The organism is Belnapia sp., assembly GCF_059504005.1.
The window spans coordinates 1-12,684 of record NZ_JCACHU010000005.1 but is presented as its reverse complement, the minus strand read 5'-3'; the positions used below and the strand labels follow the sequence as shown (position 1 = coordinate 12,684).

Sequence of the window (12,684 nt, the reverse complement as noted above, 5' to 3'; positions counted from 1 at the left end):
ACATTCTCGACAAGGTCCGTCGAGGGAAACAAGTGTTGGAGTCAGAACACTAGCTCACACCGCAGTCAGCCGTGCCCAGGCGGTGTGAGAGGCTGCTAAGCAATTTTATTGCGTGCTGGTGGCTGTTGGCAGCAGCGCATAGCAGAGATCCCGCCACCATCTCTGATACATGACGTCGAGTTCTTACCATTCCGACTTGAGCGATGCAGAATGGACGATCCTTGCAACCCTGCTCTGCCCGGGAGAGCAGGCAGGACATCCACAAGTCTTCCCGCTACGCCGCATCGTCGAGGCCGTATTCTACCTGCTCCGCACCGGCTGCCAGTGGCGGGCTTTGCCGCACGACTTTCCGCCTTGGACAGCCGTGTTCTACCACTATGCCAAGTGGCGCCGGCGCGGCACCTGGGAGCGGGTCAACGCGGCACTGCGTGAGCAGCACCGCCTCGCCATCGGCCGCAAGGCGCAGCCCACAGCAGCCATCATCGACAGCCAGTCCGTCCGGACCACCGAGGCCGGCGGGCCGCGCGGCTATGACGGCGGCAAGAAGGTCTCTGGTCGCAAACGCCATATTCTGGTCGATACTGAAGGTAGCCTGCTGAAAGCGCGTGTGCACACCGCCGACATCCACGACCGAACTGGTGCACCTTTACTGCTCGCTGGGCTGAATGCCGAGTTCCCCAGCATTGTATTGGTCTGGGCCGACAGCGCCTACCAAGGCCTGAAGGCGTGGCTGCTGGAACGCTTGGGCTGGCAGCTGACGATCAGCAAGCATTGGTGGACCGGCCTACGCGGTATCTGGGGTCGCCCCGATCAGCCGCTCCCCGAGATTCCGCGCGGCTTCCATGTGCTCAAGCGGCGCTGGGTGGTGGAGCGCACATTCGCTTGGTTCGGGCGAAACCGGCGCTTGAGCCGTGACTTCGAGCGCCTTATCCAGACCAGCGAGATGCTGCTGTACGCCGCCATGACGCGCATCACGCTCCGCCGTTTAGCCAACAAACAATAAAAAATTGCTTAACACCCTCTGATACCGATCCGCCTAAATCTTGACCTGCTCCAAGTAGGGGTAGCTGGTGAGGCTTCGTAGGCGCTCTGCGGTGAGTGCATTCCAAGCTCGGCAGAGCGCATCGACGATGGCGTCACTGGTATCGAGCAGGCGGTGGCTCCAGTGCTTCTCGCGCAAGTACAACCAGACCCGCTCCACCGGGTTGATCTCCGGTGAGTACGGCGGCAGCCAGACCAGCGTGACGTTGCTCGGGATCACGAGCTTCTTGGCGGTATGCCAACCGGCACGGTCGAGCACCATGACGGCGTGCTCGTCATTGGCCAGGGTTGCTGCGAACCGGGCGAGGAACTCGTTCATCGCCTTGACCGAGACCTCGGGCAGCACGAGGGCGAAGCCCCTGCCTGTTGCGGGCCGGACGGCGGCGAAGAGGTGGGTCCAACTATAGCGCTGGTCGCACAGTCCGGGCGGGCGCTGACCGCGGGTGAACCAGCGGTGACAAACGCGGCCCTTCTGGCCAAACCTGGCTTCATCCATGGACCACAGCGTCAGGCGCTGGTCGCTGTGCTCCGCCCGTGCCTCGTCGAGAGCGGCCTGCAGCCCCCCTTTGCAAACGCCTCGCGCGCTGCCGCATCCGCCTTTGGGTGCGACGGCCGCGCCTTCTGCCACGATAAGTCGAGCTGGTGCATCAGTTTCCCCATGTGCGAGGGGTGGTACGACACGCCCCAGCGCTGTTCGACCTCGCGGCACAGCTCGGACAAGGTCCAGGCGCTCAGGCCCGTTGCCTCGACGTCTGGTCCGTCCAGCACCACCTGCTTCAGCGCCGCCTTTTGCGTCTCGTCCAGCCGCGCTGGCCGACCTGAGCGTGGTCGATCGTGCAGTCCGGCAAGACCCTCGGCGTTGTAGCGCACCACGGCATCGCGCAACGCCTGCCGTTCCATGCCAGCCAGCCGCGCCGCTTCAGCCCGCGGCAGACCCTCAAGCGCGCCCGCGATTGCCTGCATCCGTGCCGCAGCCGCGCGGTCCTCCTCCCGCCGCGCCAACCGACGCAACTCCGCCGCCGGCAGCTCTGTGCGGATCGTCAGCGTTCGCCCACCCATCGCGTCCTCCCTCAACTGGGTTGGACGCCACCAGAATCACTTCCGCCCGCGTCGGCTCAAATCACGTCCGAGTCAGCAATTTCGCGGACTGGTATGAGTAGTTTTGTTGGCCTACGCGATCACTGCCATCATGGTTAAGCGGTAGCCAAGCAGTTTCCTCAGCCATCCCCCGTTTAGCCTGTGTATGTCGAATCGCCGCTGAGGCTCCGGACACAAGCGCACAACGCAAATAGCGTTGGCCTGCATTCGAGATGCTATGCTGCCGCGGCTTGACACCCGTGCTGTTCTGTTTCGGTAAAAGCCCGATTCAGGCCCTGAAATGCCGAGCCGGGGATGAGGTTGGTGGCGTTACCAACGGCGAAGGCCGTGCTTGGGCCGATGCCGGACACGCCCGCAATCCGGCAATTGGCCTCGTTCTCCCTATACCAGCAGCGGATGGCCGCCAAACACCACATCGGTTCGTCCATCCGGAAGGGTGTGCCCGAGCACACTCCGCATCATCCTGCCCTCTGCCTGGGACGCTCCGGGGTAGTGGTCCAACTCGCACCATCCCGTAGCTGTCCTCCAGCGCCAACCGCAGGGTGGCTCCCGCCTCTCATCGCCAACCGGGTGGCCCTCAAGCCACCACCAGGAAGTCGGACGTGTTCAGTATGGCGGGCGTGTTGGAGAGCGCTGCCAATACGATGGCGGTTCCAGCTCCTGACCCGTCCGCATCCCAGGACAAGCGCCCCAGAGTTGGATTGTAGATAATCTGGGCTGCTGTTCCGCTGGCGGCGGCCCCGATCGTCAGGTTGCTGGATGCCAGGGCTCCCGGCGCGAGGCCGGCGAAGCCGGCTGCCGACAGCCAGATACTGTCCACGCCGGACGTGAAGTCGGTGATGGTATCCCCGCCTTCGCTCGTCGTATTGTAGATGAAGATGTCGGCCCCGCCCCCGCCCGTGAGGGAGTCAGCCCCCGCCCCCCCAGTCAGCCGGTCATTCTCCGTGCCGCCATCGAGGGTATCGGCGCCGCCATTGCCGATCAGGGTATCCGCGCCCACTCCGCCGGTCAGCCGGTTGGCCCCGGCGTTGCCGGTCAGGCTGTTGTCGAGGCCGTTGCCGGTGCCGCTGATGGCACCCGTGCCGGTGAGCACGAGGTTCTCGATGTTGGCGCCGAGCGTGAAGGTCAGGGAGGCCTGGATCGTATCCACGCCCTGATCCTGCAGCTCGGTCACCACATCGCCGGCATTGTCGATGGTGTAGAGGTCATTGCCCGCGCCACCGATCAGGGTGTCGGCCCCGGTGCCGCCGTTGAGGGTATCATTCCCCGCGCCGCCGGTCAGGCTATTGGCGAGCGCGTTGCCGGTGCCGGCGAAGTTGCCGGATCCGACAAAGGTCAGGGTCTCCAGATTGGTGCCCAACGTATAGGCAGACAGGATTGTCTGGACGGTGTCTGTCCCGGCACCAGCCGTCTCGGTGATCACCTCACCAGTGCTGCCGACGATAAAGGTGTCGTTGCCGGCACCACCCACTAGGGTATCGGCGCCGACGTCGCCGTCCAGCGTATCATTGCCGGCGCCGCCGGTGATGCTGTTGGCCAGGGCGTTGCCGGTCCCGCTGAAATTGCCAAGCCCGGTGAAGACCAGATTCTCCAGGTTGAGGCCCAGCGCATAGGCCAGCAAACCGGTCCTGACCGTGTCCGTCCCGGCGCTGGCCGCCTCGGTCACGCCATCGCCGGCATCGTCGACGAGATAGGTATCATTGCCGGCCCCGCCCACCAGCGTGTCAGCCCCAATGCCGCCATCCAGCGTATCCGCTCCGGACCCGCCGTTGAGCGTGTCGTTACCGGCGCCGCCCGTGATGCTGTTGGCCAGGGTGTTGCCGGTACCGCTGAAATTCCCCGCCCCGGTGAAGACCAGGGCCTCGAGATTGGCACCTAGCGTATAGGCCAGCAGGGTCGTCCTGACCGTATCCGTCCCGGCGCCGGAGGCCTCGGTCACGACATCGCTAGCATTGTCCACGATATAGACGTCGTTGCCGGTGCTTCCCACTAGGCTGTCCGCCCCCGTGCTGCCGTCCAGCGTATCGTTGCCGTCCAGACCAGTCAGCGTATCATTGCCGCTGGTCCCGAGCAGGGAGTCAGCGCCGGCCGTTCCGGTTCGCGAGACGCCGCTGTCGACGAGGTCCTGCACCGAAATCGTGAAGCTGGTGCTCGCCGAGGAGCCGTCGGCCGAGCTGGCCCGGACGGTGATGCCATGCTGGGTGGCGGTCTCGAAGTCGATGACGGCGCCCATGGCCACCGACACAACGCCGGTCGTCGGGTTGATGGTGAAGCGGCCACCGGCATTGTCGGTCAGGCTGTAGCTCACGGTGTTCAACGAGCCATCGGCATCCGTGGCGAGCGCCGTCACGCCGACCAGGGTGCCGACGGGAGAGTTCTCGGGAACGGTGTTCGTCGCCGTGTTGGTATCCTGCGGCGCGGTGACCGCGAACTCGTTCAGGTCCTGCACCGTGACGACGAGGTTCTGCTGCACCGTGCCGGTGACCTCGTCGGAGGCGCTGACCGTCAGTAGGTAGGTCCCGTTGCGATCGGCATCGCCCGGTGCCTCGAAATTCGGCGCGGTCCGGAACGACAGGGCGCCGGTTGCGGCGTTGATCTGGAACAACGCTGCATCGGCTCCACCCACGATGGCATAGTTCACCGGCTGGGCATTCACCGCCGCGACGGTGCCGACGGCGGTCTGGTTCTCCGCACTGGCGAAGGTGGCTGGCGAGGTAAAGACCGGCCCGCTGCCCGGCGCGAAGACCAGATCTGCCCAGTAATTCGCACCGGTTGTCGCAGTGGGGAAGCTGTTCGGCGTTCCCTCGGCGACGACGCCGTTGCCACCGGCAGCAGGCGCCCGCAGCACACCACCAGACCCGGTGATGTCCGTGGCAAAGGCGGTTGGCGTATACGCATAATTCTGCGTGGTGCCGTAGGAGACCACATAGGTGGTGTTGGCGGTGAGCGCGACCGGCGTTGCCAAGGTTGCCACCTGCCAGCCGCTGGCATACTGCGGCGAGGTCACCGTGACCGAGGCGATTTTCGAACCGGAGGCGTCCCACAGGTTGAGCGTGCGGGTGTCAGTATCGAACGCGTCCTCGGCGCCGCGGAAATAGCGTAGCGCACTAACAACCCCGGACTGTGTGGCCTGGAAGCGCAGGCCGAGCTCGTAGTCGCCGGCGTCGGCCGTGACGATCTGTGCTGGCACGCCACCCTGTCCGAACAGGGTGGAGGCGGTGACCGCATCGGCGAGGTTGGTCAGGGTGACCCGCAGCGACTGAGTGACGGTCGTGGTGCCATCCGAGACGCCGGCGGTCAGCTCATAGATGTTGTCGCCATTGGCATCGCCCGAGGTCTCAAAATCGGGCGACGCCCTGAAGGTCACCACGCCGGTCGTGCTGTTGACCTGGAACTTGGCGGCGTCGACGCCGCCGGCAATGGAGTATTGGAGAGTGCCACCGTCCGGGTCCGTTGCCCGCAAGGTCGTGGCCAGGATCTGGTTCTCATTGGCCGTGACGGTGCTGGCCGAGGTGAAGCTGGGCGGTGCATCCTGCCCGGGCCGGAAGATCACGTCCGTCCAGTAATTCGTGGCGTTGAACGTGCTCGCTGGGAAGCTGCCCGGGGCGCCAGCCGCAAACACGCCATTGCCCGCGGAGGCCCCGCTCGCAGGGGCCGTCAGGTATCCGCCAGCTGATTGCTTGGCGGCGGTGAAGTAGCTGGCGGTTGCCGCATAGCTCTCGACGGCGCCGCTGCCATTGTTGAAGGCATAGCTGTAGGAAACAATGTAGGAGGCGCCGGACTGCAGGCTGACCGGTGTGGCGAGATTGGCAACCTGCCAGCCGGTGTCGCCGGGCGCGGAGGTCACGCTGGCGGAGCCTATATTGGCCCCGGTTTGCGCATTCCACAGCGTCAGGGTCCTGGCATCCGTGTCGTCGGCATCGGCGGCCCCGCGATAGTAGCGCAGTGCCTCAACGGTTCCGGTAGCATTGGCGGTGAACCGGGTGCCGAGCTCGTAGTTCGTGGGGTCCGACGATCCGCTGACGAAGCGGGAAGGGACATCCGTCGCGGCAAAGAGGCCTACCCCGGTCGGCGTTGTCTCGACCACATCCGAGACGCTGATGGCGAGCGCCTGCGTGACACTGGCGAAGCCATCACTGGCGCTCACCGTGACATTGTAGACGTTGTTGGCTCCGGCATCGGCGGGCACCTCGAAGTCCGGCGCGACCTTGAAGCGCAGGACGCCGGTCGACGCATTGATCTGGAAGAGGTTGGCATCCGCGCCGCCGACAATCCCATAAGTCAGGCTGTTGCCGTCCGGATCCTGCGCCGCCACGGTGGCGACCTGGGCCTGGTTTTCGGGGATGGTGTAGGCGGTCGGCGAGGTAAAGGCCGGTGGCCGGTTGGCCGAGGCATCGAGCGGCCGGAAGGTCACGTCGACCCAGTAGTTCGAGGCACCGAAGGTGTTGTTGGGGTATGTCAGCGCGGCGCCATAGGCATAGACCCCGTTGCCGCCTACCCCGCCGGTATTGCCGGTCACCGAGCTCTGTGGGGCGCTGATGACCCCAAACGGCTCGCTGAACGCATCGTTGTCCAGGCCGTCGAAGGTGACCTCCCGCGATGGGTTGAAGAAATCCGACGTCGCAAGGTAGTTGTTCGCCGTTTTGTAGGAGACGGTGTACTGACTGCCGGCCTGCAGGGTGATGGGCGCCGTCAGGGTGGCGACCTGCCAGCCGGTAACGCCCGGGGCGGAGGTGAAGGTCGCGCTCGCCAGCAGTGAACCGTCCGGTCCCCAGAGATGCCCGCTGCGCGTGTCGGTGTCTCCGGCATCCCCCGAGGCGCGATAGTATTTGAGCTCCGTGATCTCGCCGGGGCGGCTCACGGTGAACTTCATGCCGAGTTCGACCGCCTGGTTGTCACTGGACAGCGCGGCATTGGTCGGGGCGGCATTGTCGAACAGGGTAAAGACGCTGGGCGGGGTGGGCGCCGTAACCTGCACAATGTCCTGCGCCGTCGGCACGCTGCGGATATTGAGGCTGTCATCGATGGCTCGCGCCACGATGGTGTAAGTGCCCTGTGCGGTCGGCCGCCAGTCGAAGCTCCAATTGGTGGTGCCCTCCGCGACCCGCCAGGTCGTGCCGCCGTCGAGGGAGACCTCCACCACCGCAACCCGGCCGTCGGTGGTGGCGGCGTTGCCGTCGTTGTCGGTCGCGGTCCCGGCAATGGTGATGGTCTGCCGCGCGCTGACGGCATCCGGCAGATTGGACAGCGTGATCCGGGCGGGGGTTATGTCGGTCGAGGCACTGGCGCGCACGAGGCCCTGTGACGCCAGGACGGCATTGGCGACGCCGGGCTGGATGCCCATGTCGGCGAAGAGATTGACCGTGAATTGCTGGATTGTCCGGTTGGCGATGGTGGCATCGTAGGGCGAGCCATCATGCTCGTTGCTCAGCCCCCAACTCCAAAAGACGGTGCCCGCGCCGAAGACCAGTGCACCGCTGTCAGCCCGGTAGAGGCTGAGATTGTGGGTGGCGATCCCGGGTGCGGTGCGGTTGCCCTGGTCGACGAGGATGGAGCCCCAATTGACCGTTGTCTCCGACAGTTTGATCAGCCCGGCCGGCCGGTAGGCATCCTCCGGTGTGGTGTCCCACTCATAGCCGAGCAAGCCCGGCGCGAGATCGAACTGCCCAGTGGCCGGAACACCGGTGTCGCGCCATACCCGGAGGGCAGCGAATTCTTGTGGGATGTCGATTGAGGTGCCGCGACCAGTGTCGTCCGGGCCGAACAGCTGGCCCGTGAGGGAATTCTCGGGCCGCGCGCCGGTGGCAATGCGCGTGCCGGCCGCGTTCACCGCATCGACGAAGCGGAGGTCGCGCCAAGTGCCGGTCCACTCATTCGAGGGATCGATGTTGGCATAGTCCTGCGGCCCGGCTGTGGGCGTGGCATTGGCCCAGGTTTCCTTGTAGGACACCAACGTTCGATGATCCTGGCCGCCGGCGGCGATGCTGGACTCCCATCGCGTCTTCCAGTAGACCTCGTTGCCGCTCCAAAAAAGCAGGTTGACGCCGGCGTCGCGGGCTGCTTCGACATTGGCGCGCTGCGCCCCCGCCCAGTATTCGTCATGGCCAACCGAGATAAAGGCCTTGTGGTTGGTCAGGTAGCTGGCGCCGAGGCGGTCGGTGTCGACGCCCGACATGTAGGACACGCTGTAGCCATTCTTCTCGAGCCAGGAGATGGCGGCGTAGTCGGCGCCAAACAGGTAGTCCTGCGCCCCCGATGCGGCACCGCCGCCGTCGCGGGTGATGATCGGGCGGTTGTAGCTGACGGCGAAGGCGCGATCTTGGTTGGGGCCAGGATCGCTGGTCAGGTTGTCCGGCTGATCGAAGCCGCCATAGAAGTTGCCGGCGACCTTGGCATTGTTGCCGCCCCAGCCGTTATAGGCCTGCCAGGTGGTGTCGGAGGTCTGCAGGACGATGTCGCTGGTCGAGTTGTCGTCGCGGATGATGAAGGGGATCTGGTTGGTGCCGCCGCCACTGTCCAACCTGACCAGCTTGGCGAGGTAGACGCCGGAGACAGCGGAAGCGGGCGTGTCCCAGCTGGCCGAGACGCTCCAGTTGCCGGCGTCCACCAGCCCGCGCGCATCTTTCAGGGGCTCCGGCTGGGCCGTGCCGCTGGCATTGATGGTCGTGACCAAAGTGGCGCCATCGCCGCCATAATAGCCAAGACGATAGATCTCGATGCGGTAGGGTACTTGCTGACCGACCGCAGCATTGACGTTGATCTTGAACGACACAGTGTCGCCGTGATCGACGCTGATGTCGGTGGCGAAGCCTTCGATTCGATTAGTGGCGGGTGCATCCCAGACCGATCGCGCAGTGCCTTGCTTCTGGTTCTCAAGCAAAATCGCGTTGTCGGCCATAGTCGCGCTCTCCGCATAGTCCGCATTCAACCGGCATAACAGCACCGGTTACAATTTTTAAGAATGTTCTAGCTTATACAACTCGACCCCAGAGTTCGGTAACAAAAAAGAAATATTTAACTTTTGTTGGATCGGGCTGGCTGTTTGTCGCGGAGGTGGTCCGATTTCTTGGAGGTCATGTTGGCACGGTATACGATCGGCCACCTGATGGCAGGAACAGCATGAACATATGATAAAGATTACAATTTAGTAATTTTCCAAATCATGGGATGTGCGCTGGAACCCCGACCATGCGCCTGCCCACCACCCTGATCGCCGCCGGTCCAGGGCCGGAGGGACAGCGTGCGGGCAACGAATGGCCCAGATCTAACCCGCCAATCGCCCCCTCGGACGAAGACCATTTCGGTTATTGTCTAATTTGTGATATTATGTTGCGAAATTGTAACCTGGCGCTGGAAAGCCGAGTGATAGAGATTGTTGCCACGATGGTTCCAACGTGGTCGGTCGAGACGCGCGCTGGTCGTCGGTGAGCCGTTGCCGTCAGTAAGCCGAGATCAACATCATGCTGCCCTATGCGCGCCTAGTACCGGGACCCGGTTTCCAGCCCATGCGAGCGGCTTTGTATTATAGCCAGCGATTCGTGGTGGCACCCCGACTGCGCCGAGTTGTTGCCCGTTGCTTGGGCACGGCCATTGCTTGGCGGCACGGCGCCGCCCAGGGGCGGCCAGGCTCGCCTGAGGAGGAGGCCGAGCGCCAGACAGCCGCGGCGACCCTGCATCACCAAGGCTTGGCGTCCCTGCGGCCCTTGCTGTCGCCCGGGGCGATCGAGGAGATGATGACCTGGCTGGCAAGCCGCCCGGTTGTCGGCCCCGACGGCAGCGCCGTGCCGCTCGCAACCCTGCCGCTCGGAACCGCGAGCGCGGCCTACTCGCTGTCGACCGTCCTGTCCTGCCCGCATATTCTCGACATTATCAACAACCCGCAAGTCGTCGAGATTGCCCGCCGCTATATTGGGTGTCGTCCGACAGTATCGAGTCTTGGGCTGCGCTGGTCTTTCCCGAATCCCGCCCGGCCCACTGACGTACAGGCCTTTCATCGCGATCTGGATGATTGGCGATCCGTGAAACTTTTCATTTATCTCACGGATGTCGACCAGAAATCTGGCCCACATGTCTATGTCGCCGGATCGCACCGCACCAGAGGGTCGTTCCTCTCGTATCTCTACAAGCCGGACGAGCTGACGCATCAGTATGGTGCCGAGGCGCTCACTACGGTCAACGGCCCTGTCGGCACCAGCTTCATTGCCGACACCTATGGCATCCATGCGGGCTTGGTGCCCGAAGAGCGCCCGCGCCTCCTGCTCCAGGTCCAATATTCGGTGTTGCCAGTCTTTGCCTTCCGGTATGCGCCAGAGCCCGTGCGCGCGGCAGGCCGGTTCGACCGCTACATGAACCGCCTTCTTCTTGCGCCACCGCAGGAAAACCGCCATCCCAATGCGGTGGCCTGACGCGGCGAGCTATGAACTGTCACGTGATGTGGCATCGTGCACTGGTGGTCTGAGTTAGAACTCCTGAGGCAGAATCGGGCGACGCTGGCGAGGATGTCGTCTGCGGCTTTGGTCCAGACGAACGGCTTCGGGTTGGCATTCGTCTCGGCGATGTAGGACTGGATCGCCGTCTCCAGGTCCGCTGTGCTGGTGAAGGCGCCGCGCTCGAGGCGCCGACGGCTCAGGAGGGCAAACCAACACTCGACCAGGTTGAGCCACGAGGCACTGGTCGGCGTGAAGTGCAGATGGAAGCGCGGGCGCTTGACGAGCCAGTCGTGGATCAGCCGGGTCTTGTGGGTCTTCAGGTTGTCGAGCACGAGGTGGACCTCGAGATCCGGCGGCACACAGTCGTCGACCCGGTCTAGGAAGGCGCGGAACTCAACGCTGCGGTGGCGCCGCTCGCAGGCGCCGATTACCTTGCCGGACTTCACGTCGAGCGCGGCGAACAGGTCGATCGTGCCACGACGGTGATAGTCATGGGTGGGCCGCTCGGCCTGACCTGGGCGCATCGGGAATGCCGGTGCCTGAGACTGTCAGGAATTTTGTGTGGGGCGGCGTTGATCAGGTGATGGCAAAGCGGTCCTGGAAGAGGATGGCGAACTGTGCCTTGGCAGCGCTCCACTCCTTCTGCGGCATCTTCCAATCTTTGGACGCGCGGTTCAACACGAGAAAGAGCAGCTTCAGCGCGGCGTCATCGTGTGGGAAGTGGCCGCGCGCTCGCACCGCACGGCGCAGCTTGGCATTGAGCGACTCTATAGCGTTGGTGGTGTAGATGATCCGGCGTGCCTCAGCGGGGAATGCGTAGAACGGGATGACCTCCGGCCAGTGCCGGCGCCAGGTCTGGGCGATGACGGGGTATTTGCGGCCCCACGGGCCGTCGTCGAAGGCTTCCAGCGCGGCCTCGCCCAGTTCAGCGGTGCGGGCACGGTAGATCTCCTTCAGCGCCGCCGCGACCTCCTTGCGGTCCTTGTAGGAGACGAAGTCGAGGGATCGACGCATCAGATGAACGACGCAGGCCTGGACTTGCGTCTTCGGGAACACCGCGCTGATCGCCTCCGGAAAGCCCTTCAGCCCGTCGACGACGGCGATCAGGATGTCGGCCACGCCGCGGTCGCGGAGCTCGTTCATGACCCTGAGCCAGAACTTGGCGCCCTCGGTCTGCTCGATCCAGAGACCGAGGACCTCCTTGGTGCCGTCCGCCCGGACGCCGAGCGCGACATAGACCGCCTTGTTCCGGACCGTACCCTCGTCGCGGACCTTGACCCGGATCGCATCGAGAAAGACCAGCGGGTAGAGCGCCTCGAGCGGCCGGTTCTGCCATTCGGTGACCTCGTCCAGCACGGCATCGGTCACCGCGCTGACCAGGTCAGGCGAGACCTCAAGGCCGTAGAGCTCGCGCAGGTGTCCCTGGATCTCGCGGGTGCTCATGCCTCGCGCATACATCGACACGATCTTGTCGTCGAAGCCGGGAAAGCGGCGCTGGTACTTGGCAATGAGCTGCGGGTCGAAGGTCGACAGCCGGTCGCGTGGTATCTGCAGATCGAGCTTGGCGGTGTTGGTGAGCACGCTCTTGGCGCTGTAGCCATTCCGGCCGTTGGCGCGCCCGTCCGGCTCACCGCCCTCGAGGTGGTGGTCCAGCTCGGCGTTCAGCGCCCGCTCAGCGAGGGCCTTCTTGAGATCGTCCAGCAGGCCGCCCTCGGCCAGAGCGGTTCGAGGATCAGACCCGCCCAAGAGCTGGTCCAGCAACTCATCCGGGATGGCAGGCTGTTTGCGTCGCGGCATGCGATGGCCCCTTCAGCAGCATCGTACCGCCCCAAACACAAACTTTCCGACAGACCCCCAACCCGCGCATCAGAGTCTGCTCACCGTCGTCTCAGCGGCTCTGCCTCCTGCGCTGCGCAACAGCTAAGCGATACAACTCCGCGGCCTATCCGGAGCTTGTAAGGTCATGCCCAAAAGGGTTGACGACGAACATCAGAGTTCTCCTGCTTGCCAAGCTGGCCGCAGTACTGCCGTGCGACGCCGACCGAGAGCGTGCCCTTCTTCGGCAGCGCCGTGTCGTCGATCACCAGCGCCGCTCGCGGCCCGCCCACCAGCCGAT

Annotated in this window: 9 protein-coding genes and 1 pseudogene; 2 read left to right on the top strand and 8 right to left on the bottom strand. The window is 64.3% G+C overall.

Annotated features, from left to right (window positions below):
* Positions 1-169: 169 nt before the first annotated feature.
* Positions 170-1,003, top strand: a complete 834-nt coding sequence (locus AC5JJ1_RS00655; RefSeq protein ID WP_495783185.1) for an IS5 family transposase — start codon at positions 170-172, stop codon at positions 1,001-1,003.
* Between the two features lie 33 nt (positions 1,004-1,036).
* On the opposite strand, the gene AC5JJ1_RS00650 is transcribed toward AC5JJ1_RS00655, so the two are convergent.
* The 5 genes from AC5JJ1_RS00650 to AC5JJ1_RS00630 all read right to left on the bottom strand — a co-directional run bounded on the left by AC5JJ1_RS00650 (position 1,037) and on the right by AC5JJ1_RS00630 (position 9,037).
* Positions 1,037-1,537: an IS630 family transposase gene (locus AC5JJ1_RS00650; protein ID WP_495783184.1), complete on the bottom strand. Its 501-nt coding sequence runs from the start codon at positions 1,535-1,537 to the stop codon at positions 1,037-1,039.
* An 11-nt stretch (positions 1,538-1,548) separates the two neighbouring features.
* On the bottom strand, positions 1,549-2,100 hold the full coding sequence (locus tag AC5JJ1_RS00645) for an IS630 family transposase (RefSeq protein ID WP_495783183.1): 552 nt from the start codon (positions 2,098-2,100) through the stop codon (positions 1,549-1,551).
* A 61-nt stretch (positions 2,101-2,161) separates the two neighbouring features.
* The gene (locus AC5JJ1_RS00640) at positions 2,162-2,353 is read right to left on the bottom strand and encodes a hypothetical protein (protein WP_495783187.1); all 192 of its coding nucleotides are present in this window, start codon (positions 2,351-2,353) and stop codon (positions 2,162-2,164) included.
* 1 nt (position 2,354) lies between these two features.
* The gene (locus AC5JJ1_RS00635) at positions 2,355-2,567 is read right to left on the bottom strand and encodes a hypothetical protein (RefSeq protein ID WP_495783182.1); all 213 of its coding nucleotides are present in this window, start codon (positions 2,565-2,567) and stop codon (positions 2,355-2,357) included.
* Between the two features lie 149 nt (positions 2,568-2,716).
* Positions 2,717-9,037 carry a DUF4082 domain-containing protein gene (locus tag AC5JJ1_RS00630; protein WP_495783181.1) on the bottom strand — a complete coding sequence of 2,107 codons (6,321 nt, stop codon included), beginning with the start codon at positions 9,035-9,037 and terminating at the stop codon, positions 2,717-2,719.
* Between the two features lie 679 nt (positions 9,038-9,716).
* Here AC5JJ1_RS00630 and AC5JJ1_RS00625 point away from each other — a divergent pair.
* Positions 9,717-10,544: a phytanoyl-CoA dioxygenase family protein gene (locus AC5JJ1_RS00625; RefSeq protein ID WP_495783180.1), complete on the top strand. Its 828-nt coding sequence runs from the start codon at positions 9,717-9,719 to the stop codon at positions 10,542-10,544.
* Between the two features lie 44 nt (positions 10,545-10,588).
* On the opposite strand, the pseudogene AC5JJ1_RS00620 reads toward AC5JJ1_RS00625, so the two are convergent.
* The 3 genes and pseudogenes from AC5JJ1_RS00620 to AC5JJ1_RS00610 all read right to left on the bottom strand — a co-directional run.
* Positions 10,589-11,107, bottom strand: a pseudogene (locus tag AC5JJ1_RS00620) (IS630 family transposase); the annotation flags it as partial.
* A 37-nt stretch (positions 11,108-11,144) separates the two neighbouring features.
* Positions 11,145-12,365, bottom strand: coding sequence for an IS256 family transposase (locus AC5JJ1_RS00615; protein WP_495783179.1), 1,221 nt, complete (start codon positions 12,363-12,365; stop codon positions 11,145-11,147).
* A gap of 164 nt (positions 12,366-12,529) precedes the next feature.
* Positions 12,530-12,684: transposase (locus AC5JJ1_RS00610; RefSeq protein ID WP_495783186.1), on the bottom strand; the 155-nt coding region annotated here is incomplete at its 5' end.